The organism is Pantoea sp. SGAir0418, from assembly GCF_043529865.1.
Map to the genome: position 1 here is coordinate 1,355,844 of NZ_CP027911.1, position 25,418 is coordinate 1,381,261.

Consider the following 25,418-nt stretch of genomic DNA (forward strand, 5'->3'; position numbering starts at 1 on the left):
GGTCAGCATTAAACAGAAAGGTCATCAATGAGCTGGATTGAACGCATACTGAATAAAAGCACTACCACGCCTTCGCGCAAAGCCAGCATCCCGGAAGGGGTGTGGACCAAATGCGATAGCTGTGGTCAGGTGCTGTACCGCGCCGAGCTGGAGCGCAACCTTGAAGTCTGCCCGAAGTGCGACCACCACATGCGTATGCACGCGCGCGAGCGTCTGCATAGCCTGATGGATGAAGGTTCGATGACAGAGCTGGGTAGCGAGCTGGAACCGAAAGACCTGCTCAAGTTCCGCGACTCGAAGAAGTACAAAGATCGTCTGGTTGCGGCACAGAAAGAGACCGGCGAGAAAGATGCGCTGGTGGTAATGAAAGGCCAGCTGCACGGTATGCCGGTGGTGGCTGCCGCGTTTGAGTTCTCCTTTATGGGCGGCTCAATGGGCTCGGTGGTCGGCGCCCGTTTCGTGCGTGCGGTTGAGCAGGCGCTGGAAGACAACTGCCCGCTGATCTGCTTCTCCGCCTCTGGTGGTGCGCGTATGCAGGAAGCGCTGCAGTCGCTGATGCAGATGGCGAAAACCAGTGCGGCGCTGGCAAAAATGCAGGAGCGCGGTCTGCCGTATATTTCGGTACTGACTGACCCGACCATGGGTGGCGTCTCCGCCAGCTTCGCGATGTTGGGCGATTTGAACGTCGCAGAGCCAAAAGCGCTGATCGGCTTTGCCGGCCCACGCGTGATTGAACAGACGGTACGTGAAAAGCTGCCGCCGGGCTTCCAGCGCAGTGAGTTCCTGATCGAAAAAGGCGCGATCGACATGATCATCCGTCGTCCGGAAATGCGCTTTAAGCTGGCCAGCCTGCTGGCGAAAATGATGAACCTGCCGGCACCGCTGCAGGATGGTGATCGCCCGACTGCGGCTGAGCCGGAGAGCAACGAAGCCTGACAGGCAACCGAAAGGCGCAGAGTGATGCGCCTTTTTATTCATGCACCACATCGTAAAGAGCTAACAGGGCACATGGACACTCTTCACCTCCCGCAAGCCACGTCGCCTCTGGCCACGTGGCTTCATTATCTTGAGCATCTGCATTCTCAGGCTATCGATCTGGGCCTGGACCGTATTCAGCGCGTCGCCGCACGCCTCGACCTGCTAAAACCCGCTCCGTTTGTCTTCACCGTCGCCGGCACCAACGGCAAAGGCACCACCTGCCGTACGCTGGAAACCCTGCTGATGGCCGCAGGCTATCGCGTTGGCGTCTACAGCTCGCCGCATCTGGTGCGTTACACCGAACGCGTGCGCGTGCAGGGTGCTGAGCTGGATGAAGCCCGGCACAGCGCCAGCTTTGCCGCCATTGAGGCCGGACGCGGCGATATTTCGCTCACCTACTTTGAGTTTGGCACGCTGTCCGCGCTCAATCTGTTCCGTGAAGCGCAGCTGGATGTCGTGATTCTGGAAGTGGGGCTGGGCGGCCGGCTGGATGCGACAAACATTGTCGACGCCGACGTGGCGGTGATCACCAGCATTGCGCTGGACCACACCGACTGGCTGGGGCCGGATCGCGCCAGCATCGGCCGCGAGAAGGCCGGCGTATTCCGCGGCGGTAAACCGGCGGTGGTCGGCGAGGCCGATATGCCTGACACCATTGCCCAGGTGGCCGCGGAGAAGGGTGCGCAGCTGTTACAAATTAACCGCGACTGGCAGTGGCAGCGCGAGGGCGACAGCTGGACGCTGCAGGATGCCCGGGGTGAACTGCGCGATCTGCCGCTGCCCCAGGTGCCGCTCCCTAACGCGGCCACCGCCATTGCGGCGCTGCGCGCTTCCGGCCTGACGGTGAGCGAGGCGCTGATTCGTCAGCATCTGCCGCTGGCGATTCTGCCGGGACGTTTCCAGACGGTCAGCACCGCGCCGCGCGTGATCCTTGATGTGGCACACAATCCGCATGCGGCTTATTATCTGGCTTCACGTCTCGCTGAGCTGCCGGCACACGGCACAGTGCATGCGGTGGTTGGCATGCTGCACGACAAGGATATCGCCGGGACGCTGGCCGCGCTGGCACCGCAGGTCAACCGCTGGTACTGCGCGCCGCTCGACGGCCCGCGCGGGGCGTCCGCTGATGAGCTGATGGCGCATCTGCAGGGCGGCAGCGCCTGGCAGAGCGTTGAAGCCGCGTGGCAGGCGGCGCGGCAGCAGGCTCAGCCCGACGATGTGATTCTGGTGTGCGGCTCGTTCCACACCGTAGCGCAGGTGATGCAATCGATGGCAGCGGAGAACGGCAGTGGCAAGTAAGTTTCAGAATCGTTTAGTGGGTACGGTGATTCTGGTGGCGATTGGCGTCATCGTGTTACCGGGTCTGCTGGACGGTAAGAAAAAGCATTATAAAGAGGAGTTCGCGGCGATTCCGCTGGTGCCAAAGCCTGACGATCAGCAGGACAGCGAAATGGTGCCGCCGGTGACGCAGCCGCTGCCGTCGCAGCCGCCAGAAGGTGCGAGCGCGGCGCAGCAGGCGCCCGCCAGCAGCGCAACGCAAAACAGTGCCGCCAGCGGCAGCACGCAGCCAGCGCAAAACAGCCAGCCCAGCGTCGTGACGCCGCCGCCGGTGCACCAGCAGCAGAAACCGGCAGAGCAGGTGAAGCCGAAGCCGGTCGAGCAGCCGAAGCCTAAACCGGTGGAGCAGCCGAAACCGAAGCCGGCAGAACAACCGAAAGCGACAGAACAGCCAAAAACTTCAGAGCAGCCTAAAGCGGCGGAAACGCCGAAGCAGAGCGAGCCGGCCGCGCCAGCAGGACAGGCGTATGTGGTGCAGCTCGGCGCGCTGAAGAACGCCGCCAAAGTGAATGAGATCGTGGCGCAGCTGCGGCTCTCCGGCTATCGTGCCTTTACCGTGCCGTCGACGCCGGTGCAGGGGCAGATCACCCGCATTTACGTCGGGCCGGATGCGTCCAAAGCGAAACTGCAGGGCGCACTCGGCGAGCTGAAAGGCATCTCCGGCCTCGGCGGCGTTGTGAAGCCGTACAGCACACGCTGATCAACTGATAAGCCGCGCCGATAGCAGAAACAGGCGCGGCTTTTGGCGTGTTTTTTAGCGAAGCGTTACTGAAAATTTATGGAATATCAGCAGGTTAAATGGCTGACATCAACAAGGGCGAGGAAAGTTTTTTTCATCGCCCTTTTTCTCGGGACAGAACCGGAAAACCCTACGCAAACGTTTTCTTTTTCTGTTAGAATGCGCCCCGAACTGGATGCAGGGGTGCAAATGCACTGTACTGGAAGCGTTCATGATCTGGATTGATTACGTCATTATTGCGGTAGTTGGTTTTTCGGCTCTGGTCAGCCTGATTCGCGGGTTTGTCCGGGAAGCCTTATCTCTTGTTACCTGGGGATGCGCGTTTTTTGTCGCCAGTCATTACTACGCCTACCTTGCAGTCTGGTTTACAGGTTTTGACGACGAACTGGTTCGCAACGGCATCGCCATCGCGGTGTTATTCGTTGCCACCCTGATTGTGGGTGCCATCGTGAACTATGTGATCGGCTCGCTGGTTGAGAAAACCGGCTTGTCGGGAACCGACAGGGTGTTGGGGGTCTGTTTCGGGGCGTTGCGTGGCGTGCTGATTGTATCCGCCATTCTCTTCTTCCTTGATACATTCACCGGCTTTTCAAAAAGTCCGGACTGGCAACAGTCTCAACTCATTCCCCAGTTCAGTTACATCATCAGGTGGTTTTTCGATTACCTGAAAAGCACGTCGAGTTTTTTACCCCGGTAACACCGGGAGTGCGGCTAATGAGGAAATGACAACATGTGCGGTATTGTTGGTATCACCGGTTTTATGCCAGTAAACCAGTCGATCTATGACGCGTTAACGGTGCTGCAGCACCGCGGGCAGGATGCCGCCGGCATTTGTACCATCGATGCGCTGAACTGCTTCCGTCTGCGTAAGGCCAATGGCCTGGTCAGCGACGTGTTTGAAGCGCGCCACATGCAGCGTTTGCAGGGAAATATGGGTATCGGCCACGTGCGTTATCCGACTGCCGGCAGCTCCAGCGCCTCTGAAGCGCAGCCCTTCTACGTGAACTCGCCGTACGGCATCACGCTGGCTCACAACGGTAACCTGACCAACGCCCATGAACTGCGCAAGCAGCTGTTCGAAGTTGGTCGCCGTCATGTGAATACCACCTCAGATTCCGAAATCCTGCTGAACATCTTTGCTCAGGAGCTGGATCGTTTTCAGCACTATCCGCTGGAAGCTGACAACATTTTTGCTGCCGTGGCGGCGGTGCATCAGCAGGTGCGCGGTGCTTACGCCGTGGTGGCGATGATTATCGGTCACGGCATGGTTGCGTTCCGCGATCCTAACGGTATCCGTCCGCTGGTACTGGGCAAGCGTGAGCTGGCCGATGGCCGCACCGAATACATGGTGGCCTCAGAGAGCGTGGCGCTGGATACGCTGGGCTTCGAGTTTATTCGTGACGTTGCGCCAGGCGAAGCGGTGTACATCACCGAGCAGGGTCAGCTCTCGACGCGCCAGTGCGCAGAGAACCCGAAAAGCAATCCGTGCCTGTTCGAATACGTTTACTTTGCGCGTCCGGACTCGTTCCTCGACAAGATCTCCGTCTACAGCGCACGTGTGCGCATGGGCACCAAGCTGGGCGAGAAAATTGCCCGCGAGTGGGAAGATCTTGATATTGACGTGGTGATCCCGATTCCGGAAACCTCGACCGATACCGCGCTGGAGATTGCCCGTATTCTTGATAAGCCGTACCGCCAGGGTTTTGTGAAAAACCGCTACGTGGGCCGTACCTTTATTATGCCGGGCCAGCAGCTGCGCCGCAGTGCGGTACGCCGTAAGCTCAACGCCAACCGCGCTGAGTTCCGCGATAAAAACGTGCTGCTGGTGGATGACTCGATTGTGCGCGGCACCACCTCTGAGCAGATTATCGAGATGGCGCGTGAAGCGGGTGCGAAGCGCGTCTATCTGGCGTCGGCGGCACCGGAAATCCGCTTCCCTAACGTCTACGGCATCGATATGCCGAGCGCTACCGAGCTGATTGCGCACGGCCGTGAAGTGGAAGAGATTCGTCAGCTGATTAAAGCCGATGCGCTGATTTTCCAGGATCTGCAGGATCTGATCGACGCGGTGCGTGAAGAGAACCCGGATATTGCCCAGTTCGAATGCTCAGTGTTCAACGGCATCTACGTCACCAAAGACGTTGACCTGCAGTATCTGGAATATCTGCAGTCGCTGCGTAACGACGATGCCAAAGCGATTGCGCGTCAGAACGAAGTGGAGAACCTGGAACTGCATAACGAAGGTTAAGGTCAGTCTCAGGCAGACGAAACAGGGCGGGCGCAATCCCGCCCTGTTTGTTTTTGTATTTATGGCGGCGGAGCGGCTATTATTGGCGCACTCTTTTGCAGCAAGGCTGAATTATGAAACGACTCATCATTGGTATTTCCGGCGCCAGCGGCGCGATCTACGGCGTGCGTATGCTGCAGGTGCTGCAACCGTTAGCCGAAGTGGAAACCCATCTGGTGATGAGCCCGGCGGCGCGGCAGACGCTGGCGCTGGAGACCGATTACAGCCTGCGTGACGTGCAGGCGCTGGCCGATGTGGTGCACGATGTGCGCGATATCGCCGCCAGCATCTCGTCCGGCTCGTTCAAAACGCTGGGTATGGCCATTCTGCCGTGTTCCATGAAGACCCTGTCCGGCATTGTGCACAGCTATAGCGACAGTCTGCTGACGCGCGCCGCCGACGTGGTGCTGAAAGAGCAGCGCCGGCTGGTGCTGTGCGTGCGGGAAACCCCGCTGCATCTCGGTCATCTGCGCATGATGACCACCGCTGCCGAACTCGGCGCGCTGATTATGCCGCCGGTGCCGGCGTTTTATCACCGCCCGCAGCGCATCGACGATTTGATTGATCAGACGGTCAACCGCGTGCTGGATCAGTTTGATATCGAGCTGCCGGAAGATCTGTTTACCCGCTGGCAGGGTGCATGATGGTGCAATAATGCACTGAATGCGTGCAAAAGCGCGGGGCCGATCACTGTTCGTGCATCTTGTGCACCAAAAGTTAACAATCTCACTTTTTCTTCCTCACACCGCTGTTATATTTCCCTCACAAACTAAGTGCTTGCGTCCCAGATGGACGCGGTATTTAGTGCGCCTGCGCACAGTTTCGCCGATTTGCACAACTGGCATGAAACCTGCAAAACATTCAGCGCAAACACATCACGCACCACATAACAATAAGCACTTCACTTGAGGGTTACCTATGAAAAAGCGAGTTCTGGCTCTTTCTCTGATGCTGGCTATGTCCGGCGCTGCGAGCGTGTTCGCGGCGGTACCGCAGTCGCTGCGCATCGGGACCGATCCAACTTACCCGCCGTTTGAGTCCAAGAACGCGCAGGGCCAGCTGGTTGGCTTTGATATCGACCTGGCCAACGAGATCTGTAAGCGTATCAAGACCAAATGTACTTATGTGGAAAGTGATTTCGATGCGCTGATCCCGTCGCTGAAAGCGAAGAAGATCGACGCCATCATCTCTTCACTCTCGATCACCGAGAAACGTCAGGAAGAGATCGCCTTCTCGGAAAAACTGTATGCAGCGAACGCGCGTTTAGTGGCGCCGAAGGGGTCTAAACTGCAGCCGACCATTGAGTCGCTGAAGGGCAAGAACATCGGCCTGCTGCAGGGCACCACGCAGGAAACCTACGCCAATGAATACTGGCGTCCAAAAGGGGTGACCGTCACGCCGTATGCCAACCAGGATCTGGTGTATCAGGACCTGAATGCTGGTCGTATTGATGCGGCGTTCCAGGATGAAGTGCAGGCGAGCGAAGGCTTCCTTAAGCAGCCGGTCGGGAAAAACTACGCGTTCGCCGGTCCGGCGGTGAAAGATGACAAAATCTTTGGCGTCGGCACCGGTATGGGCCTGCGTAAAGATGACGCTGATTTGAAAGCTGCCATCGACAAAGCCTTTAACGACATGCGCAAAGACGGTACCTACGACAAGATTGCGAAGAAGTACTTTGATTTCAACGTTTACGGCGATTAAGACTCCTGTTCCTGAACGGGTGTATTGAGTCACGCTAACGTGGGTCATAACTATTCACTCCGGGCGCTTACTTATGTAAACTCCCGGAGTTCATACGCTTGCCACCATCCTTCCGTGATTCACATCCTGGTCAGGACTGTCCGTGTGTTGTTGGACAGCGTTTGTTTATTTCCCTCACGACAGGATCGAACCCATGTTGTATGGCTATTCTGAAGTAATTCTCAAAGGCACGCTGGTGACCCTTGAGCTGGCGCTCAGCTCGGTGGTACTGGCCGTGGTGCTGGGCCTGATAGGGGCCGGCGCCAAACTCTCCCGCAATCGCCCGCTGGCGATGATTTTTGAAGGCTACACCACGCTAATCCGTGGCGTGCCCGACCTGGTGCTGATGCTGCTGATCTTTTACGGTCTGCAGATTGCCCTCAACGCCGTAACCGATGCGCTCGGCATGGCACAGTTTGATATCGACCCGATGGTGGCCGGTATTATTACGCTCGGCTTCATCTACGGTGCTTACTTCACTGAAACTTTCCGTGGCGCGTTTCTCGCGGTGCCGAAAGGGCAGATTGAAGCCGCCACCGCCTTCGGCTTTACCGGCGCGCAAACTTTCCGTCGCATTCTGTTCCCGGCGATGATGCGCTTTGCGCTGCCCGGCATCGGCAACAACTGGCAGGTGATCCTCAAAGCCACCGCGCTGGTGTCGCTGCTCGGCCTTGAAGATGTGGTAAAAGCCACGCAGCTGGCCGGCAAAAGTACCTGGCAACCGTTCTACTTCGCGATTGTTGCCGGGGTGATTTATCTGGTGTTTACCACGTTGTCCAACGGTGTGCTGTGGTGGCTTGAACGCCGCTACTCGGTAGGGGTGAAAAGGGCAGAGTTATGATCGAGATTATTCAGGAGTACTGGAAACAACTGCTCTGGACCGACGGTTACCGTTTTACCGGCGTGGCCATCACGCTGTGGCTGCTGATTCTGTCCGTGGTGATTGGCGGCAGCCTTGCGGTGCTGCTGGCCATCGCGCGCGTCTCGCCCAATCGCTATATCTCCACGCCGGTTTGGCTGTTTACCTATGTGTTTCGCGGCACGCCGCTGTATGTGCAGCTGCTGGTATTCTATTCCGGCATGTACACGCTGGAGGTGGTGAAAGGCTCCGAGCTGCTGAACGCCTTCTTCCGCAGCGGCCTGAACTGTACGCTGCTGGCATTTACCCTGAACACCTGTGCTTATACCACCGAGATTTTTGCCGGTGCCATTCGCGCCGTGCCACACGGTGAAATCGAAGCCGCGCGCGCCTATGGTTTCTCGCCGTTTAAACTTTACCGCTGCATCATTCTGCCGTCGGCGCTGCGCACCGCGCTGCCCGCCTACAGCAATGAAGTGATTCTGATGCTGCACTCCACCGCGCTGGCGTTCACCGCCACCGTGCCGGATTTGCTAAAAATCGCGCGCGATATCAACTCGGCGACCTATCAGCCGTTCACCGCGTTCGGCATCGCTGCGGTGCTGTACCTGATTATCTCTTACGTGCTGATTAGCCTGTTCCGCCTTGCGGAGCGCCGCTTCCTCGCGCATGTGAAACCCTCTTCGTCGCACTGAGTATGACTATGGCTGAAAATAAATTAAGCGTTACCGAACTGCATAAGCGTTACGGTGAACATGAAGTTTTGAAGGGCGTGTCGCTGCAGGCCAACGCCGGCGATGTGATCAGCATTATTGGCTCGTCCGGTTCCGGGAAAAGTACCTTTTTACGCTGCATCAACTTCCTCGAAAAGCCGAGTGAAGGCACCATCGCGGTTAACAACGAGGCGATAAACCTGGTGCGCGACACCGATGGTCAGCTGAAAGTGGCCAACAAGGAGCAGCTGCGTTCGCTGCGTACCCGGCTGACCATGGTGTTCCAGCACTTCAATTTGTGGAGCCACATGACGGTGCTGGATAACGTCACTGAAGCACCGATTCAGGTGCTGGGGCTGAGCAAAGCCGAAGCGCGTGAGCGGGCAATTAAATACCTCGATAAAGTCGGTATTGATGCGCGCGCGCGTGCCAAATACCCGGTGCATCTGTCAGGCGGCCAGCAGCAGCGTGTTTCGATTGCCCGCGCGCTGGCGATGGAGCCGGAAGTGTTGCTGTTTGACGAACCGACCTCAGCGCTCGATCCGGAGCTGGTAGGCGAAGTGCTGCGCATCATGCAGAAGCTGGCCGAAGAGGGCAAAACCATGGTGGTAGTGACGCACGAGATGGAGTTCGCCCGTCACGTATCCAACCACGTGATTTTTCTGCATCAGGGCAAAATCGAAGAGCAGGGCGCGCCAGACGAACTGTTCGGCAACCCGAAAAGCCCGCGCCTGCAGCAGTTTTTGAAGGGATCGTTGAAATAGGTTTCTGAACCGTAGCGGCGCAATGTACTGCGCGTTCCCGGCGATGTGGCGGTCAAACCCGCGCGATACATCGCGCCGTGACGAATCACAGAAATATTTAATTAACCATGCAGCAGTTTCAGCGCGGTATCTTCATCCGTTACCAGCCCGGAGATCCAGCCGCCGTGCAGCGCGGCGTGAATCGCTGCGTATTTGCGCGTGCTGCCGGCAAAGCCGATGATATTGCGCTGCGTCTGGCTCTCCAGCAGCACGCTGGTCAGCAGCTCGTCGGTTTCGCCGTACACCCGCTCTCCCTGCTGATTGAAAAAATGCCCCAGCATTTCACCCACCACGCCGCGCGCGTTGAGCGCTTCTACCTGCGCATCGGTGATAAAGCCTTCGGCATTGAGCGGGCAGCCCGGCATCACTTCGCCAATGCCGACAAACGCCACGTTCGCCTGCTGCGCACGCTGGGTGACGCGCTGATAGACCTGATGCTGCACCCACATCGTCTTATCCTGCGGCGTGTCAGCATACAGCGGCGCCGGAATGAAGAAATATTTGCCCTGCATCTTCTCCGCCATTTTCAGCGGTACGTCGTAGCGGGTACCGGAATCGTCACGCGCAATCGCGCCGATCATCGACACACACTGATGCTGTGGCCGTTCAACCCACGGCAGCGCATCAATCATCGAGCGCAGCGTTTTGCCGGAACCGATGCCAAACACCTGCGGGGTCTCTTCGTTGATAAACTGCGCCATCACCGCCGCACCTTCCACCGCCAGCATTTGCTGAATCGCCTCATCATCCAGCCCGGCTGACGGCACCACGCGGCACAGCGTCAGGCCAAACTTTTGTTCGATCTCGCGCGCCAGATGCAGGCAGTGCGTGACCGGATGGTCGATCTTCACGCTGACCATGCCCATTTCACGCGCGCTGGAGACCAGCCGCTGCGCCACCTGCCGCGATAAGCCCAGCGCGCGCGCAATCTCCTGCTGCGTGACGCCTGCCACGTAATACATCCACGCTGCCCGCGCTGCCAGCTCCTGCTTCTTCTCTTCTCTGCTCATCGCCCTGTTCCGTCAAACTCCGATGCGCCAGTTTATCGCGTCTTGCTCCTGAAGCGTTAACTGAGCAAAAGCCCTAAAAAAGAGCAAAAGTATTAAATGTGATGGATCTCGCAGAACGATCGCCCCGGCGGCGACTATGCTACGCCTCATCGGGCAAATGCCCTCCATTGTGGCAAATGTTTATTTCGAGGCGACTATGACGACGAAATCAGTGTGGATGCATATCGGCGCAGGCTCTTTTCACCGCGCGCATCAGGCGTGGTATCTGCACCAGCTGCGCCAGCAGGGCGATGACAGCTGGAGCATCGCGCTCGGCAACATCCGCGGCGATGCGGTAGCGCTGCTCAACCAGCTGCAGGCGCAAAACGGCGAGTACGTGCTGGAAACCGTGACGCCGGAGGGCGAGCGCGCGTATGAAACCATTACTTCGCTGCGCACCATCCTGCCGTGGGACGCGGAGATCAGTGCGCTGGTGGCACAGGGCGCCAGCGCTGAGACAAAAGTGATCGGTTTTACCGTGACCGAAGCCGGTTATTACCTGACGCCGGCGCATGAGCTCGATCTCAGCCAGGCGGATATTCAGGCCGATCTCCGTGGTGAGGCGCGCACTATTTACGGCGCGCTGACCCGCATTCTGCGCCAGCGCGTGGCCAGCGGCGGTGCGCCGGTCACGCTGCTCAACTGCGACAACCTGCGTCACAACGGCGAACGTTTCCGTCACGGCATGCTGGCGTTTCTTGCTGCGCAGGGCGACCACGCGCTGGCCAGCTGGGTGCGCGATAACACCACTTCGCCAAACACCATGGTGGATCGCATCACGCCGCGCCCCACGCCGGATGTCGCCGAACGCGTCAAAGTGGCCACCGGTAGAGACGATGGCGCGGCGGTGATGGCGGAATCGTTTATCCAGTGGGTGATTGAGGATGATTTCATCGCCGGACGCCCGGCGCTGGAAAAGGTGGGCGTGGAGCTTGTGGCGTCGGTGCTGCCGTGGGAAGAGGCGAAAATCCGCATCCTCAACGCCACGCACGCGGCGATTGCCTGGGCTGGCACGCTCACCGGCCATGACTACATTGATGACAGCACGCGTCAGCCTGCGATTTATCAGCTGGCGTACGACTACATCACGCAGGACGTGATCCCGTCACTGTCGCCCAGCCCGCTCGATCTGGCGGATTACCGCGACGTGGTGCTGGCGCGCTTTAGCAATCCCTATATCAAAGATACCAACCAGCGCGTTGGTGCCGATGGGCTATCGAAAATCCCCGGCATGGTGACGCCGACGCTGCGCGAATGCTATCAGCGCGGCGCAGAACCGACCTCTACCGCCGTGCTGCCGGCGCTGTTCTACCTGTTCCTGCAACGCTGGGCCAGCAACCAGCTGCCGTATGCGTATCAGGATGGCGTGCTCAATGCTGACGCGCTGCGCCAGCAGCTGAGCGGCGAGAATGCGCTACAAACCTTCCTCAGCGACCGCGCGCTGTTTGCCGAACTGGCCGATGACCGCGCTTTTCATGCGCTGGTGACGCGCAGCGTAGACGCCATCGAGCAGCAGCTGCTGCAGCCGGCGACGGTGTAAGGAGCGCACATCATGTATCTCGGCATTGATATTGGCACCTCAGAACTCAAAGCGCTGATCGTTAACCCGCAGGGCGAGATTGTGGCGTCGAATCACGCCACGCTCAGCGTGCAGCGCCCGCATCCGCACTGGGCGGAGCAGGATCCCGAGCGCTGGTGGCAGGCCTGTGGTCAGGCGATCGCCGGGCTGCGCCAGCAGGCGCCGGACGCGTGGGTCGCAATTCGCGCCATCGGTCTCTCCGGTCAGATGCACGGCGCCGTGCTGCTGGATGCCGCCGGTGAGGTGCTGCGGCCGTGCATATTGTGGAACGACACGCGCAGCGCGGCGCAGTGTGATGCGCTGCGCCAGCAGCATCCGCAGATGATGGAAATCGCCGCCAACCTGATTATGCCCGGCTTTACCGCGCCGAAACTGCACTGGGTGGCGGAACATGAGCCCGAAATCTTTCGCCGCATCGACAAGGTGCTGCTGCCGAAAGATTACCTGCGCTGGCGTCTGACCGGGCGCTTTGTCAGCGAGCCGTCGGACGCCGCCGGTACGCTGTGGCTCGACGTGGCGCAGCGCGACTGGTCTGACGCACTGCTGGCGATTAGCGGGCTGACGCGCGCGCAGATGCCCGAACTGGTTGAGGGCAGCGCGGTCAGCGCCACGCTGCGCGCCGATCTGGCCAGCGAATGGGGCTTAGCCGCCACGGTGAGCGTGGCCGGTGGCGGCGGTGATAATGCCGCGTCGGCGGTGGGCGTCGGTGCGGTTAATGCAGGCGATGCCTTTATCTCGCTCGGCACGTCGGGCGTGATTTTTGTGGTTAACGATCGGCTGCGTGCCGATCCGCAATCCGGCGTGCACGCTTTCTGCCATGCGCTGCCGGGACGCTGGCACCAGATGAGCGTGATGCTCAGCGCCGCCAGCTGTCTGCGCTGGCTGTGCAATCTGCTGTCGGTCACCGAAAGCCAGCTGATGGACGAGATGGCACAGCTCAGCGCGGAACAGCTGCGTCAGGCACCGCTGTTTCTGCCGTATCTCTCTGGCGAACGCACGCCGCATAACGATCCGCAGGCGACCGGGGCATTTTTCCATTTACGCCACGAAACGCCGCGCGCGTTGCTCGGCTATGCGGTGATTGAGGGCGTGGCGTTTGGCCTGGCGGATGGCCTGGCAGTGCTGGGCGATACGCAGCAGCAGATTCAGCAGTGCAGCCTGACCGGCGGCGGTGCGCGCAGCACGCTGTGGGCGCAGCTGATTGCCGACGTGCTGCAGCTGCCGATAGTGACCCATCCGGCCAGCGCCTCCGGCGCGCTGGGTGCGGCGCGACTGGCGTGGCTGGCCGATGGCGGCAGCGAAGCCGACGTGTGCCTGAAGCCGCCGGTGCAGGCGCGCTATCAGCCCGATGCGGCGCGCGGGGCCGTGCTGCAGCAGCGGCTGCGCCTGTTCCGTGAACTCTATGTACAACAACAGCAGGCGCGCGCGTTGCTGCCTGCCTGATCGGATTAGCGAACGGAAGGAAGATTGTCATGCAATCGAACGCATACTGGTTTGGCTTACCGAAAAAGATGTTCTGGGGCTTTCTGGCCATCGCCATTTTCATGGCCGGCGACGGCTTCGAAATGGCGTTTCTCTCGCGCCACATCACTGACATGGGCTTTTCGCCGGCCCAGTCGGCGGTGGTGTTTACGTTTTACGGCCTGGCCGCCGCGCTGGCGGCGTGGGCCTCCGGCGTGGTGGCGGAGCTGATTACGCCGCAGCGCGCCATGATGATTGGCTTTGTGCTGTGGATCGTCATGCATGCGCTGTTTATGTCGCTGGGGCTTGGGCTGCGTAACTATCCGCTGATGGTTCTGTTCTACGGCATTCGCGGCCTGGCCTATCCGCTGTTTATCTACTCGTTCATGATGATGCTGGTGCAGGTGCTGCCGCGTGACAAACTGGCCGCCGCTACCGGCTGGTTCTGGGCGATGTACTCCGTGGGAATTGGCGTGGTGGGCAGCTATCTGCCGAGCCTGACCATCCCGATGCTGGGCGAAACCGGCACCTTATGGCTGGCGATTGTCTGGGTGGCGTGCGGCGGCGTGCTGGCCTACTTCAGCCTGCGCAACGTGCCGGTGGACCGTTCCCGCGTTAATCTGCCGCTGCGCGATAAGATGACGGAGATGTCGCGTGCCGTAACCATTCTGTTCACCAACCAGCATGTGTTTTATGCCTGCCTGATCCGCATCATCAATACGCTGTCGCTGTTCGGTTTTGCCATCATCATGCCGCTGCTGTTTGTCGATCGGCTCGGCTTTACCATCTCCGAATGGCTGCAGATTTGGGCGGTGTTCTTCTTCGTCACCATCTTTACCAATATTTTCTGGGGCATTACCGGGGAGAAGCTGGGCTGGATCCGTCAGGTGCGCTGGTTCGGCTGTCTCGGTATGGCGATCTCCAGCCTGGCGTTTTACTACCTGCCGCTGTATGCCGGGCATAACTTCTGGGTGGCGCTGATTCCGGCGATCATGCTGGGGATCTTTGTCGCTGCCTTTGTGCCGATGACCGCGGTGTTCCCGACGCTGGAACCGCATCATAAGGGCGCAGCGGTATCGATTTACAATCTGTCGGCCGGGCTGAGTAACTTTGTTGCCCCGGCGATTGCCTCGCTGCTGCTGCCGTTCTTCGATATCGTCGGGGTGGTGTGGGCCTATACCGCGCTCTACCTGTTCGCCGGCGTGCTGACCTTTATTATCCGTGTGCCGCAGCCGGGACACACGCGGGAAGCGTCAGCAGTGAAGTCGTCGGTGGTGCAGCAGCGTAGCTAAAGCTGAGCCTGTCGCACCGGCAGCCGCCGCTGCCGGTGCTGACCCGGCGCTATTCCAGCTTCTGTTTCACTTTCTTCACGTCGTCAGCGCTGACCGGTGCGGCGGCATTTCCCCAGCTGTTGCGGATGTAGCTCACCACTGCGGCGATCTCCTCATCACCCAGCGTGCCGGCAAAGGCCGGCATTGCCGGTGCCGTCGGGCGGGCATCGGTATCGACACCGCGACTGCCGGCGGCGACCACCCGAATCAGCGAGGTGGCATCCTCCTGATTGAGCAACGGATTGTCCGCCAGCTGCGGGAAGATATTCTTCTCACCGCGACCGCCCGGGCTGTGGCAGGCTGAACACTTCGCCGCATAGATTTGCGCGCCCAGCTTCATGCGATCGTCCGTCGCGGCAAGTGCGGCGGGCGCTTGCTCATCACGCGATTCACCGCTTTTCAGGTACACCGCCACCGCCTGCAGATCTTCATCGCGCCAGTGCTGCGTGGAGTGACGCACCGCGTCGGCCATCGGACCGGAAGCGATATCGAAACGGTTCACGCCGGTACGCAGGTAGCTGACGATATCCTGCTGGCTCCATTTGCCCAGTCCGCTGTGCGGGTTCGCGGTGATGTCCGGCGCCATCCAGCCTTCGACCACTTCACCACGCAGGAACGCGCCATTTTTATCGCCGCCGAGCAGGTTTTTCGGCGTGTGGCAGGTGCCGCAGTGGCCCGCGCCCTGCACCAGATACGCACCGCGATTCCACTGGGCGGATTGACGGGCGTCCGGCTGGAACGCGCCCTGGTCAAAGTTGATCCAGTTCCACACCATCAGGCTGGTGCGGATGTTGAAAGGGAAGGGCAGCTGATTGGTCTCGACCGGGTTGTGTATCGGCTGCAGCGTCTGCATCCATGCCCACAAATCCTGCAGATCCTTATCCGACATTTTGGTGTACGCGGTGAACGGCATCGCGCCGTACAGCCGCTTGCCGCCGTGGCCGATACCCTCGGTCATGGCGCGGCGGAAATCTTCATAGCGCCAGTTGCCGATGCCGGTTTCGCGGTCCGGCGTGATGTTAGCGCCGACCAGTGTACCAAACGGCGTCTGCAACCTGACGCCCCCGGCAAACGGCTGTTGCGGGTCGGCGGTGTGGCAGGCGGTGCAGTCCGCCAGCGTGGCGATATAGCTGCCGCGCGCGTACTGATCGTATTCCGGCTGGGCGTGAGACACAAAGCTGGTAAGCAGCAGCGCGGCAGCGCACAGAGAGAGGCGTGTTTTCATGCGGTAATCATCTCCCCGGGACGTTGCAGATAGTAGTGACGAATCGCATGCGCCGCTTTGAATGCCAGCGCGCCGACGGTGCCGGTCGGGTTATAGCCCGGGTTTTGTGGAAAGGCTGACGCGCCCACCACGAACAGGTTCGGTACATCCCACACCTGCAGATGTTTATTGACCGAGCTGGTTGAGGGATCGCTGCCCATGATAAAGCCGCCAACCACGTGCGACGACTGATACGGCACGCTGCTCCAGTGGCCGGTCATCGGTTTGACAATCATCTCGCGCGGGTTCATCGATTTAGCGATTTCCGCCACTTTACCCGTGCAGTACTGCGCCATTTTCAGATCGTTCGCCGCAAAGTCGAAGGTAATGCGCAGCAGCGGTCTGCCATGCGGATCTTTGTAGTTGGGATCGAGCGACAGATAGTTGGTGCGCGTGGTATAGCTGCTGGCCTCGCAGCCAATCGACATGGTGCTGAGGTAGTTGTCTTTCAGCGCGCGCTTCCACTTCGAGCCCCATTTGGGCGTGTTGGGCGGCAGCGGCCGGTAGCCAATCGGTGCCGAGCCGATGGGCGTCACGCGGATGCTGCCGCCGCCAAAGAAGCCCAGACCGCTGTGGTCAAAATTATCGTTATTGAATTCATCAATGCCCATGCCCACCGCGCCGGCACCGATAAACGGGTTAAAGTTTTTGTTGTCAAAAAACAGCGTGACGCCGTTGGCGGTCTGGTAGGCGTAATTGCGGCCGGTGGTGCCTTTGTTGGTGACCGGATCATAGGCCTGGCCAATGCCGGAGAGCAGCATCAGGCGCACGTTTTCAAAGGTAAAGGCGGCGACGATCACCAGATCGGCCGGCTGTTCCCACTTATCGCCGGAGGAGTCAATGTAGGTGACGCCGGTGGCCTGTTTGCCGCTGGCATCGGTCAGTACTTCCAGCACTTCGCAGTTGGTATACGCGGTAAAGTTCTCTTTGCGCATCAGCGCCGGCAGCACAGTGGTGATGGCGCTGGCTTTCGAGTAGTTGGCGCAGCCGTAATTGGTGCAGAAGCCGCAGAAGGTGCAGGGACCCATGGTGACGCCATAGGGATTGGTGTACGCCTCGGAAACCAGCGAGGAGGGCACCGGAAACGGCTGGTAGCCGAGATTTTTTGCTGCTTCGGCAAACAGCGTCGGACCATAGGGCTGGCGCAGCGGCGGCGTCGGATAGTCGGCCGAACGGGCACCTTCGAACGGATTGCCGCCCGCCCGTTTCTCTCCCTGAATATTGCCGGCGTAACCCGAGGTGCCGGCCACGCGCTCAAACTTCATGTAGTGCGGCTCCATCTCTTCCCAGCTGGTGCCCCAGTCCTGCAGCACCAGCTCATCCGGAATGGCACTGGCACCGTAGCGTTCGGTCAGGTGGCTTTTCAGGCGAAACTCTTCCGGCTGAAAGCGAAAGGTAATGCCAGCCCAGTGATTGCCCGCGCCGCCGGTGCCGTTGCCCGGATGGAACGAGCCCCAGGTGCGCATCGGCAGGGCGGTTTGCGACGGATTGTTGCGCATGGTGCAGGTGTTCTGCCGCGTACGCAGCATCAGCTCTTCGCGCATCACGTAGCGCAGCTCGTCGGTGACCGTGCCAATATTGAAGTCGCGCGCGGTGTCGCGCCACGGGCCGCGCTCAATGCCGATCACTTCCAGGCCTTCGTCGGCCAGTTCATTGGCGATAATCGATCCGGCCCAGCCGAGACCAATCACCACCACATCGGTTTTCGGTAATTTCTTCATCATCTATCCCCGTGCTTTCCATTGCGCAATGCTGATCGGCTCTAAGCCCAGATTTTCGTTATGGCGCTCAATGTATTCGCGATAGTCGTAGCGCGCGCCGGGAAAGCCCAGCATCTTCCACGACACCATGTCTTTGTTGCCGCCGTAGATCGGATCGGCAAAGAAGCCTTCCATGGTGTTGTTCAGCACCTCAAGAAACAGCGACTGCGCATCAAAGCCGCTGAAATGCACCTTTCCGGCCTCCATGTCTGCCAGCAGCGCGTCCTGCTGCGCTGGCGTCAGATCGACAAAGTTCTTTTGCGAGGTTTGCTGCACGTAGCGGTTGAGCGCCGCCAGCCCCTGGCGATAGCGCTGCTGCGGCACCAGCGGCGACTGGTCGCCCTGCTCGGTGGTGCCCTTCTGAAACGGGCCCTGCATGTAGAGGCGTTCGAAGGTGCCATAAAAGCCGTGCAGCTGGCGGTCGATAAAGACAGCGCAGCCGGCTTCTTTGCCGCCCACGCTCAGCTCGTCCGCCGGGATAATGCGGTCAACCATGGCTTCTACGGTGCGCGCTTCTTCCTCGGTGAAGAACAGCCAGCCCTGAGCCTGGAACTGTTCTGGTGGGTTATCGGCGAAGGGTGTCCAGCCGGGAGCGCCCTTGAGGGAGACGGCATCGGCGGCGCGGGTGACGCCAGCGGCAACGCCCAGCGTCGACCAGGTCAGGACCTGGCGTCGTGTGACACCGGGCAGGGTTTTGGCTCGTTTTTTCATTATCGCTTCCAGACAGAGTAACAAGATAAGGCGTAACCGGCCGGCGTGCGCGGCGGCACAGCGGCCCGGAATCTTCAGTTTTTGTAAATTTTTATGGCGAATGTTAACTGTAGACGGGCTGCGTGGTGGCGACCAATAACCGTACAAAAAAGTGCACTATTTGATAATCCGCCGGTTATTTCCTGAACTAAGCGCCACGTTAAATCTGCAGGCTTCGCTTGAACTCAGCGCGCTGGCTGCCAGGCTTAACCGTTTCAACCACGAAATAACCAGGAGGAAATATGTCGCGCTTTGCAGAGAAAGTGGTGGTGATTACCGGAGCCGGATCCGGCATTGGTGCCGCAGCGGCACAGCGTTTCGCCAGTGAAGGCGCACAGGTGGTGCTGGTGGGCAGAACCCGTGACAAGCTGGAACAGGTGCTGAGCACGCTGAGCGGAGAAAATCATCTGGCGGCTCCCTGCGATGTCGGCGATGCGGATCAGGTTAAACAGCTGGCAGAGCAGGTGCAGCAGCAGTATGGGCGCGTGGATGTGCTGGTGAATAACGCCGGCAGCATCGTGCAGGGCAAAATTCACGAAGTGTCGATAGCGGACTGGAAGTCGCTGATGAGTACTGACCTCGACGGTGTATTTTACTGCACCCACTTCTTTATGCCCGCGTTGCTTAACAGTAAAGGCAACGTGGTGAATACCTCGTCGGTATCCGGACTGGGCGGCGACTGGGGCATGAGTGTCTACAACGCCGCCAAGGGCGCGGTGACCAATTTTACCCGCGCGCTGGCGATGGATTATGGCACCGATGGCGTGCGTGTTAACGCCGTTTGCCCGGGTTTTACCTTTACCGATCTCACCGAAGAGATGAAAAACGATGAGGCGCTGCTTGCACGCTTCTATGACCGTATTCCGCTGGGCCGCGCCGGTGAACCGGAAGATATCGCCAGCGCGATTGCTTTCATCGCCAGCGACGATGCGCGTTATATCACCGGCGTTAACCTGCCGGTCGATGGCGGTCTGACGGCGTCGAACGGCCAGCCGAAACAGGCGTAAGAGATAACAGGCGGAGCATCAGGTGTAATGTCACCGTCAATCCGCCTGTTAGTCGGTCATGGCTCACCCGCTTCGCCATCGTGACACGCTGACACATAGCTGGCCGTATAACCGCCATTCTCTAACGCCACGATTCTGGCAAAGCCAGACGCGCCAAAATGCATGCCGGCAATCACCGTATTTTCCGCTGCCACCTGCTGCAAAATACGCCGGCGCGTTTCTCTGGCCATGACGGGATCGATATCGAAGGCGATGGAAACCTGCGGGCAGGCCAGCTGAACAGGCGGGTAATGCACAATATCACCCCAAATCAATAAACGCTCGCCGTCTGAATCAATGCGAAACCCGCAATGCCCCGGAGTATGACCGGGCAACGCCAGCGCACGGATTCCCGGGCTGATCTCCTCATCCGCCATCAGCTGCAGCCGCGGGCCATAAGCCTGCAGCGTGCGCCGCACCAGCGCCGCGTTTAACTGCGCGCGTTCACTCAGCTGGCTGATCGCCGCATCATCCTGCCAGAAGGCGGCTTCGCTGTGGCTGAGGCAGAGCCGGGCATGGCGAAAGACCGGCTGACCCGAGCTGTCCAGCAAGCCGCCAATATGATCGGGGTGCGCATGGGTTAATAACAGGGTATCGATGTCGTCCGGCGTTACCCCGGCCAGCTGCAGATGAGGCAGTAATTTGCCGCTCTGCGCATCGCGTTTTCCCATGCCGGTATCCACCAGCATCACGCGTCCCTGACCGCGAATCAGAAAACAATACACATGGATTTCACCGGGCTGTGTAATTCCTGCCTCTGATTGCAGGCGGATCGCGTTATCCTGATGAATATCTGTTAATAAACTCAGACTGGCCTGCATGGTGCCATCGCTGATGGCGCTGACCCGATATTTCCCGATGGTACGTGAATATATTTTCTGGCTCATGATGATCTCAGTGCGTTAATTATTCGCTCAGGTTAAAAGGGTAATTTCCGCAGCGACTTACTCTCTGCGCGATAATAATCATCTGTCGGTGGCTGTTAACGCGATAATGACGCTAAGATAGCGCACGTGCCTAGCGTCATTTTCGACTGATTTGAGACCAAAATTGTCATGGACATCAAAATTTTGCGCGCCTTTGCCACTGTCGCGGCGCTGGAGCATATTGGTCAGGCTGCGGAACGGTTACATATTTCGCCGTCACCGCTTAGCCGGCAAATTCAGCAGCTGGAAAGCGAACTGGGCATGGTGCTGTTTCACCGTGAAAAGAAACGTCTGCGCCTGACGGACGAGGGTAAGCGCTTTCTCACCGAGGTGACGCCCTTTTTGCAGCATCACGAACGGCTAAAAGAGTATGCGCAGCATCTGCAGCAGGGTGACGTCGGCCGGCTGGATATAGGATATGTGGAGGCGGCTATTCACTCGCGCCTGCTGCCCGCGGCACTGGCGCGGCTGGCACCGGGGGCGGGCATTGATGTCCGGCTGCATGCGTTACGTTCTGCACAGCAAATTGCCCGGTTAGAGGCGGGGGCGATCGATATTGCCATTGTGCATACGCTGCCGCACGATGACGCGGATTTTGTGCATAAGAAGATCGCGACCGAACCGGTGCTGCTGGCGATGCCGGCATCCAGTGCGCTGACCGCGCCCGTGGCGGCTGATTTGCACGGCCGGGCGTGGATTGCCGACCAGGAAAATCTCAACCCTGCCGCGCGGGCGCGATTGCTGGCAGCCTGCCAGCGCGCCGGCTTCCAGCCGGATATTCGTTTTGAAGTGAATGGTCCGCTGGCCGCGCTTGCCTGTGTCGAAGCCGGGCTGGGCTTCACCCTGATCCAGCATAGCCTGGCGCGCATCGTACCGGATAACGTTGTGCTGATGCCGCTACCCGATCTGGCGCTGGAGATCGTGCTGTATGCCGTCTGGCGCAGGCAGGATACCCGACCGTTAACGGCGCGTTTTCTGCAGCAGCTTTGCCACACGCCCGCCGTGGCGCCGCGGTAAGCCTGAGCGGAGATGCGTCAGCCGGCGACATCCTGCAGCGCTTCCTGCAAATCGTACCAGCGGAAACCAAAGCCGGACTCCTCCAGCCGCTTCGGCAGCACGTGCTGCCCGCCCAGCACCAGCACGGCGGATTCTCCCATCATCAGTTTGATGGCGCTGGCCGGGGTGCGCATAAAGGCCGGACGATGCATCACCTGGCCCAGCGTGGCGGCGAACTGCTCGTTGCGCACCGCGTAAGGCGCCACCATGTTGAACGGGCCCTGCAACTGATCGTTATCGATCAACCACAGGATGGCGTTGACCAGATCGTCCACGTGGATCCACGGCAGATACTGTTTGCCGCTGCCAATCGGTCCGCCGACGCCAAGTTTGAACGGCAGCTTCATTTTGCTCAGCGCGCCACCTTCGCGCGCCAGCACCACGCCGGTGCGCAGCAGGCACACGCGGGTGTGCTCGCTTTGCGCCTTCAGCGCCAGCTGCTCCCAGCGGGCGCACAGGGTGTGAGTAAACTCCTCGTGGCCCGGATCGTCCTCGGTCACCACCACATCGCCGGTATCACCGTAAAAGCCGGTGGCCGAGCCGGAAATCAACAGGCGCGGCGGATTGCTGCTGGCGTGGATCAGCGAGACGATCTGTTCAGTGATTTGCCAGCGGCTTTCGCACAGGCGCTGCTTCTGCTGCTCGGTCCAGCGCTTGTCGGCAATCGGTTCTCCCGCCAGATTGATGACGCCGTCAATAGCATTGAGATCGGACTGCTGGTTAATGCCCGACCACAGCATCACGCGCGCATCGAGTTTTTCCCGCGCGGCCGCCACGTCACGCGTTACCACATTCACCTGATGGCCCAGCTGCAGCAGGCGCGGAATTAAATGGCGACCTATCAAGCCGGTACCACCGGTAATAAGCAGGTGCATGTTTAGTCTCCCTGTCATTAATTATCTGCTCTGAATTGAGCATAGAAGAGAAGTGCCGCTGCGGCGTGACAGCGCTTACGCTTATGATGAAAAACCGCCAGTTTGCCGTGGTCCTGCGGCAAAACATCGGACCAGCGCGCCATTGCCTTAGCCGGCAAAAATCGGTAAACATGATGCACACCTGACGCTTAGCCGAGGCAGCTGATGAACTATCCCGCCATTACCTTGTGGTCCGATTCCTGTTTTTTTAGCCCGTATGCCATGTCAGTTTATGTTGCGCTTACCGAGAAGGGCATTCCTTTTACTGTCAGGCGCGTTGACCTGTCGCGCAATGCACAGCTTGACGAGGAATACCGCGGCCTGTCGCTGACCTGCCGTGTGCCCACGCTGCAAATTGATGATGTCAGCCTGAATGAATCCTCGGCCATCGCCGAATACCTCGAAGAGCGTTTTCCGGCGCCGGAGTTTGAGCGCCTCTATCCGCGCGATCGCGAAAAACGTGCCCACGCGCGCGAAGTGCAGGCGTGGCTGCGCAGCGATTTACTGGCGCTGCGCACGGAGCGACCTACCGAAGTGCTGTTTGCTGCTGAACGCTTTGCTCCGCTCACGCCCGCTGGCGAACAGGCCGCCAGTAAACTGATAGCCGCGGTGCAGCGCCTGCTGCCGGACGGCCAACAGAACCTGTTTGGCGAGTGGTCGATTGCCGACACCGACCTGGCGGTGATGATTAACCGGCTGGCGCTGCACGGCGATCCGCTGCCGGTGAAGCTGCAGCACTATGCAGAATTCCAGTGGCAGCGCGCCTCGGTGCAGCTGTGGCTGGCCGAGTCGGGTAAAGCACGCTAAAACCTTGCGGCGACGAAAAGAACGCTTTACCTTAGCGCTCATTCTAATAAAGCATCGCAAACAGGCGCGTGCTGGGCACGCCGAAAACAGAGAAAGGGTTACCGGATGGTGGATCAAACGGCAGGTGACGGTATCGAGTGGGTGGATATCGTTAGCGAAGAAAACGAAGTGATTGCGCAGGCCAGCCGTGCGCAGATGCGTGCGCAATGTCTGCGCCATCGCGCTACCTATATTGTGGTGCACGACGGCATGGGCAAGATTCTGGTGCAACGCCGTACCGAGAGCAAAGATTTCATGCCGGGTATGCTGGATGCCACTGCGGGTGGCGTAGTGCAAAGCGGTGAAGACCTGCTGGAATCCGCCCGTCGTGAAGCGGAAGAGGAGCTCGGCATCGCCGATGTCCCGTTCGCCGAGCACGGCAAATTCTACTTCGAAGACCAGCACTGCCGCGTATGGGGTGGGCTGTTCAGCTGCGTGTCGCACGGTCCGTTTGCCATGCAGGAAGAGGAAGTGGATGAAGTGTTCTGGATGACGCCGGAAGAGATCACCGCCCGCTGTGATGAATTCACCGATGATTCACTCAAAGCCCTGTCGTTGTGGCTGAGTCGCAACAGTGACGCGGTGCGCAGTAAGCAAAGCAGCGAAGCCTGATTCCTGCGCTTCCACAGCTAGGCACCCTAGGGGTGCCTTTTGTGTTTAATGCTGGCTGAGAATGCGGGTGAGAATGTTCAGCGCCGTACTGAACTGGGCGTCCGGAATGGTTAGCGGATAAAGAAAGCGGATCACGTTGCTGTGCACGCCGCAGGTCAGCAGAATCAATCCTTCGGCCAGCGCCTGCTGCTGAATCGCTTTAGCGATTTCCGCCGAGGGCCGGCCGCTGGCGTCATGAAACTCCGCCGCCATCATCGAGCCATAGCCGCGCACCTCGGCCAGCGCACGGCATCCGGCGCCATTCAACGCTTCCGCCAGCTGCGTACCGAGCCATTGCGCACGCTCGCACAGGTTTTCCTCACTGATAATATCCAGTACCGCATGCGCGGCGGCAATTGCCGGCGGATGGCCGGCATAGGTGCCGCCCAGACCGCCCGGCTCCGGTGCATCCATCACCGCGGCCCGGCCGCTCACCGCCGACAGCGGAAACCCGCCTGCCAGACTTTTCGCCAGTGTGATCAGATCCGGCTGCACCTCATAATATTCGCTGGCAAACAGCCTGCCGGTGCGCGCAAAACCGCTCTGTACTTCATCGGCGATCAGCAGGATGCCGTGGCGATCGCACAGCTGGCGCAGCGCCGTCACAAACTCTGGCGGCGCGACATAGAATCCGCCTTCGCCCTGAACCGGTTCAAAGATGATGGCCGCCACCTGCTGTGGCGCGATATCGCTGCGGAAAATCGTCTCCAGACTGTCGAGCGCATCGTGCACGCTGACGTTATGCAGCGCATTGGGGTAGCGCGCGTGAAACACCGGGCTGGCAAACGGGCCGAAGCCGGTTTTGTAAGGCAGCACTTTGCCGGTCAGCGCCATGGTCATATTGGTGCGACCGTGGAACGCGCCGCTGAAGGCGATAATCCCCGGGCGGCCGGTGGCTGCGCGCGCGATTTTCACCGCGTTCTCAACCGCCTCGGCGCCGGTAGAGAAGAAGGTGGTTTTCACGGCGCCTTCAATCGGCACCAGCGCATTCAGACGCTCCGCAAGGTGAATGTAGTTCTCATAGGGCACGATTTGAAACGCGGTATGGGTGAAGCATGTCAGCTGCTGCTGTACCGCCGCCAGCACTTTGGGATGCCGGTGTCCGGTATTGAGCACCGCAATGCCGGCGGCGAAATCAATATATTCCCGCCCCTGCTGGTCCCACAGCGTGGCGTTTTCGGCTTTCGCCGCAAAGAAATCACACATCACGCCCACGCCTCGCGGCGTGGCCTGTAACCGACGGCTGTGCACATCACTGTTGCTCATTGCTGACCTCGTAAGTCGCGGGAGAGTGTAATCAGTGTTAGCGCGCAGGCGGGATTTTGCCA

24 protein-coding genes are annotated in these 25,418 nt (G+C 59.5%); 17 read left to right on the forward strand and 7 right to left on the reverse strand.

Annotated features, from left to right (window positions below):
* Positions 1–27: 27 nt before the first annotated feature.
* The 10 genes from accD to hisP all read left to right on the forward strand — a co-directional run bounded on the left by accD (position 28) and on the right by hisP (position 9,418).
* On the forward strand, positions 28–936 hold the full coding sequence (gene accD / locus C1N84_RS06160) for an acetyl-CoA carboxylase, carboxyltransferase subunit beta (RefSeq protein WP_021509178.1): 909 nt from the start codon (positions 28–30) through the stop codon (positions 934–936).
* A gap of 72 nt (positions 937–1,008) precedes the next feature.
* The gene (gene folC / locus C1N84_RS06165; protein WP_104093062.1) at positions 1,009–2,277 is read left to right on the forward strand and encodes a bifunctional tetrahydrofolate synthase/dihydrofolate synthase; all 1,269 of its coding nucleotides are present in this window, start codon (positions 1,009–1,011) and stop codon (positions 2,275–2,277) included.
* On the forward strand, positions 2,267–3,016 hold the full coding sequence (dedD, locus tag C1N84_RS06170) for a cell division protein DedD (protein ID WP_021509180.1): 750 nt from the start codon (positions 2,267–2,269) through the stop codon (positions 3,014–3,016). Before folC ends, dedD begins: the two co-directional genes overlap by 11 nt.
* Positions 3,017–3,266: 250 nt before the next feature.
* Positions 3,267–3,752 carry a colicin V production protein gene (gene cvpA / locus C1N84_RS06175; RefSeq protein WP_021509181.1) on the forward strand — a complete coding sequence of 162 codons (486 nt, stop codon included), beginning with the start codon at positions 3,267–3,269 and terminating at the stop codon, positions 3,750–3,752.
* Positions 3,753–3,785: 33 nt separating this feature from the next.
* The gene (purF, locus tag C1N84_RS06180; protein WP_021509182.1) at positions 3,786–5,303 is read left to right on the forward strand and encodes an amidophosphoribosyltransferase; all 1,518 of its coding nucleotides are present in this window, start codon (positions 3,786–3,788) and stop codon (positions 5,301–5,303) included.
* A gap of 113 nt (positions 5,304–5,416) precedes the next feature.
* Positions 5,417–5,986 carry a UbiX family flavin prenyltransferase gene (locus tag C1N84_RS06185; protein WP_058769895.1) on the forward strand — a complete coding sequence of 190 codons (570 nt, stop codon included), beginning with the start codon at positions 5,417–5,419 and terminating at the stop codon, positions 5,984–5,986.
* Between the two features lie 274 nt (positions 5,987–6,260).
* Complete coding sequence (gene argT, locus C1N84_RS06190; protein ID WP_031280032.1) at positions 6,261–7,043, forward strand: lysine/arginine/ornithine ABC transporter substrate-binding protein ArgT; 783 nt, start codon at positions 6,261–6,263, stop codon at positions 7,041–7,043.
* Between the two features lie 193 nt (positions 7,044–7,236).
* Complete coding sequence (locus C1N84_RS06195) at positions 7,237–7,923, forward strand: histidine ABC transporter permease HisQ (protein WP_058785603.1); 687 nt, start codon at positions 7,237–7,239, stop codon at positions 7,921–7,923.
* Positions 7,920–8,636, forward strand: coding sequence for an ABC transporter permease (locus tag C1N84_RS06200; protein ID WP_021509186.1), 717 nt, complete (start codon positions 7,920–7,922; stop codon positions 8,634–8,636). Before C1N84_RS06195 ends, C1N84_RS06200 begins: the two co-directional genes overlap by 4 nt.
* 8 nt (positions 8,637–8,644) lie before the next feature.
* Positions 8,645–9,418 carry a histidine ABC transporter ATP-binding protein HisP gene (gene hisP, locus C1N84_RS06205; protein WP_058769896.1) on the forward strand — a complete coding sequence of 258 codons (774 nt, stop codon included), beginning with the start codon at positions 8,645–8,647 and terminating at the stop codon, positions 9,416–9,418.
* A gap of 101 nt (positions 9,419–9,519) precedes the next feature.
* Here the strand turns inward: hisP and C1N84_RS06210 are convergent, their stop codons facing one another.
* Positions 9,520–10,467: a sugar-binding transcriptional regulator gene (locus C1N84_RS06210; protein ID WP_264442531.1), complete on the reverse strand. Its 948-nt coding sequence runs from the start codon at positions 10,465–10,467 to the stop codon at positions 9,520–9,522.
* A gap of 196 nt (positions 10,468–10,663) precedes the next feature.
* Here C1N84_RS06210 and dalD point away from each other — a divergent pair, with 196 nt between their 5' ends.
* The 3 genes from dalD to C1N84_RS06225 are packed head-to-tail and all read left to right on the forward strand — an operon-like array spanning position 10,664 to position 14,838.
* Positions 10,664–12,046 (forward strand): D-arabinitol 4-dehydrogenase, encoded by a 1,383-nt coding sequence (dalD, locus tag C1N84_RS06215; RefSeq protein ID WP_264442533.1) that lies wholly within the window; start codon positions 10,664–10,666, stop codon positions 12,044–12,046.
* Between the two features lie 12 nt (positions 12,047–12,058).
* Positions 12,059–13,528: a xylulokinase gene (xylB, locus tag C1N84_RS06220; protein ID WP_264442536.1), complete on the forward strand. Its 1,470-nt coding sequence runs from the start codon at positions 12,059–12,061 to the stop codon at positions 13,526–13,528.
* Positions 13,529–13,557: 29 nt separating this feature from the next.
* Entirely contained in the window at positions 13,558–14,838 is a 1,281-nt protein-coding gene (locus tag C1N84_RS06225; RefSeq protein ID WP_021509191.1) for an MFS transporter, read from the forward strand.
* A 49-nt stretch (positions 14,839–14,887) separates the two neighbouring features.
* On the opposite strand, the gene C1N84_RS06230 is transcribed toward C1N84_RS06225, so the two are convergent.
* The 3 genes from C1N84_RS06230 to C1N84_RS06240 are packed head-to-tail and all read right to left on the reverse strand — an operon-like array spanning position 14,888 to position 18,612.
* Positions 14,888–16,102 carry a cytochrome c gene (locus C1N84_RS06230; protein WP_104093066.1) on the reverse strand — a complete coding sequence of 405 codons (1,215 nt, stop codon included), beginning with the start codon at positions 16,100–16,102 and terminating at the stop codon, positions 14,888–14,890.
* Complete coding sequence (locus tag C1N84_RS06235) at positions 16,099–17,865, reverse strand: GMC family oxidoreductase (RefSeq protein ID WP_238561769.1); 1,767 nt, start codon at positions 17,863–17,865, stop codon at positions 16,099–16,101. The genes C1N84_RS06230 and C1N84_RS06235 overlap by 4 nt, the downstream gene beginning before the upstream one ends.
* Entirely contained in the window at positions 17,866–18,612 is a 747-nt protein-coding gene (locus C1N84_RS06240; RefSeq protein WP_211725178.1) for a gluconate 2-dehydrogenase subunit 3 family protein, read from the reverse strand. It lies immediately after the preceding gene.
* A 281-nt stretch (positions 18,613–18,893) separates the two neighbouring features.
* Here C1N84_RS06240 and C1N84_RS06245 point away from each other — a divergent pair, with 281 nt between their 5' ends.
* Positions 18,894–19,658, forward strand: a complete 765-nt coding sequence (locus C1N84_RS06245; RefSeq protein WP_125309507.1) for a meso-2,3-butanediol dehydrogenase — start codon at positions 18,894–18,896, stop codon at positions 19,656–19,658.
* A 56-nt stretch (positions 19,659–19,714) separates the two neighbouring features.
* Here C1N84_RS06245 and C1N84_RS06250 read toward each other — a convergent pair whose 3' ends face one another.
* A complete protein-coding gene (locus C1N84_RS06250) occupies positions 19,715–20,584 on the reverse strand; it encodes an MBL fold metallo-hydrolase (protein ID WP_058769904.1) in 870 nt (289 codons plus the stop codon).
* A gap of 168 nt (positions 20,585–20,752) precedes the next feature.
* Between C1N84_RS06250 and C1N84_RS06255 the strand changes: the two genes are divergently transcribed.
* Positions 20,753–21,640: a LysR family transcriptional regulator gene (locus tag C1N84_RS06255; RefSeq protein ID WP_211725180.1), complete on the forward strand. Its 888-nt coding sequence runs from the start codon at positions 20,753–20,755 to the stop codon at positions 21,638–21,640.
* Between the two features lie 17 nt (positions 21,641–21,657).
* On the opposite strand, the gene C1N84_RS06260 is transcribed toward C1N84_RS06255, so the two are convergent.
* A complete protein-coding gene (locus C1N84_RS06260) occupies positions 21,658–22,554 on the reverse strand; it encodes a TIGR01777 family oxidoreductase (protein WP_211725181.1) in 897 nt (298 codons plus the stop codon).
* A 204-nt stretch (positions 22,555–22,758) separates the two neighbouring features.
* Here C1N84_RS06260 and yfcF point away from each other — a divergent pair, with 204 nt between their 5' ends.
* Complete coding sequence (gene yfcF / locus C1N84_RS06265) at positions 22,759–23,400, forward strand: glutathione transferase (protein ID WP_058758433.1); 642 nt, start codon at positions 22,759–22,761, stop codon at positions 23,398–23,400.
* 105 nt (positions 23,401–23,505) lie between these two features.
* Complete coding sequence (gene yfcD, locus C1N84_RS06270) at positions 23,506–24,051, forward strand: NUDIX hydrolase YfcD (protein ID WP_021509200.1); 546 nt, start codon at positions 23,506–23,508, stop codon at positions 24,049–24,051.
* 45 nt (positions 24,052–24,096) lie between these two features.
* Here the strand turns inward: yfcD and C1N84_RS06275 are convergent, their stop codons facing one another.
* Positions 24,097–25,356, reverse strand: coding sequence for a 4-aminobutyrate--2-oxoglutarate transaminase (locus C1N84_RS06275; RefSeq protein WP_058769908.1), 1,260 nt, complete (start codon positions 25,354–25,356; stop codon positions 24,097–24,099).
* Positions 25,357–25,418: the final 62 nt, after the last annotated feature.

Coding starts and splice junctions, on each gene's coding strand:
- accD (WP_021509178.1), top strand. CDS start 28: ATGAGCTGGATTGAACGCATACTGAATAAAAGCACTACCACGCCTTCG.
- folC (WP_104093062.1), top strand. CDS start 1,009: ATGGACACTCTTCACCTCCCGCAAGCCACGTCGCCTCTGGCCACGTGG.
- cvpA (WP_021509181.1), top strand. CDS start 3,267: ATGATCTGGATTGATTACGTCATTATTGCGGTAGTTGGTTTTTCGGCT.
- purF (WP_021509182.1), top strand. CDS start 3,786: ATGTGCGGTATTGTTGGTATCACCGGTTTTATGCCAGTAAACCAGTCG.
- C1N84_RS06185 (WP_058769895.1), top strand. CDS start 5,417: ATGAAACGACTCATCATTGGTATTTCCGGCGCCAGCGGCGCGATCTAC.
- argT (WP_031280032.1), top strand. CDS start 6,261: ATGAAAAAGCGAGTTCTGGCTCTTTCTCTGATGCTGGCTATGTCCGGC.
- C1N84_RS06195 (WP_058785603.1), top strand. CDS start 7,237: ATGTTGTATGGCTATTCTGAAGTAATTCTCAAAGGCACGCTGGTGACC.
- C1N84_RS06200 (WP_021509186.1), top strand. CDS start 7,920: ATGATCGAGATTATTCAGGAGTACTGGAAACAACTGCTCTGGACCGAC.
- hisP (WP_058769896.1), top strand. CDS start 8,645: ATGGCTGAAAATAAATTAAGCGTTACCGAACTGCATAAGCGTTACGGT.
- C1N84_RS06210 (WP_264442531.1), bottom strand. CDS start 10,467: ATGAGCAGAGAAGAGAAGAAGCAGGAGCTGGCAGCGCGGGCAGCGTGG.
- dalD (WP_264442533.1), top strand. CDS start 10,664: ATGACGACGAAATCAGTGTGGATGCATATCGGCGCAGGCTCTTTTCAC.
- xylB (WP_264442536.1), top strand. CDS start 12,059: ATGTATCTCGGCATTGATATTGGCACCTCAGAACTCAAAGCGCTGATC.
- C1N84_RS06225 (WP_021509191.1), top strand. CDS start 13,558: ATGCAATCGAACGCATACTGGTTTGGCTTACCGAAAAAGATGTTCTGG.
- C1N84_RS06230 (WP_104093066.1), bottom strand. CDS start 16,102: ATGAAAACACGCCTCTCTCTGTGCGCTGCCGCGCTGCTGCTTACCAGC.
- C1N84_RS06235 (WP_238561769.1), bottom strand. CDS start 17,865: ATGATGAAGAAATTACCGAAAACCGATGTGGTGGTGATTGGTCTCGGC.
- C1N84_RS06240 (WP_211725178.1), bottom strand. CDS start 18,612: ATGAAAAAACGAGCCAAAACCCTGCCCGGTGTCACACGACGCCAGGTC.
- C1N84_RS06245 (WP_125309507.1), top strand. CDS start 18,894: ATGTCGCGCTTTGCAGAGAAAGTGGTGGTGATTACCGGAGCCGGATCC.
- C1N84_RS06250 (WP_058769904.1), bottom strand. CDS start 20,584: ATGAGCCAGAAAATATATTCACGTACCATCGGGAAATATCGGGTCAGC.
- C1N84_RS06255 (WP_211725180.1), top strand. CDS start 20,753: ATGGACATCAAAATTTTGCGCGCCTTTGCCACTGTCGCGGCGCTGGAG.
- C1N84_RS06260 (WP_211725181.1), bottom strand. CDS start 22,554: ATGCACCTGCTTATTACCGGTGGTACCGGCTTGATAGGTCGCCATTTA.
- yfcF (WP_058758433.1), top strand. CDS start 22,759: ATGAACTATCCCGCCATTACCTTGTGGTCCGATTCCTGTTTTTTTAGC.
- yfcD (WP_021509200.1), top strand. CDS start 23,506: ATGGTGGATCAAACGGCAGGTGACGGTATCGAGTGGGTGGATATCGTT.
- C1N84_RS06275 (WP_058769908.1), bottom strand. CDS start 25,356: ATGAGCAACAGTGATGTGCACAGCCGTCGGTTACAGGCCACGCCGCGA.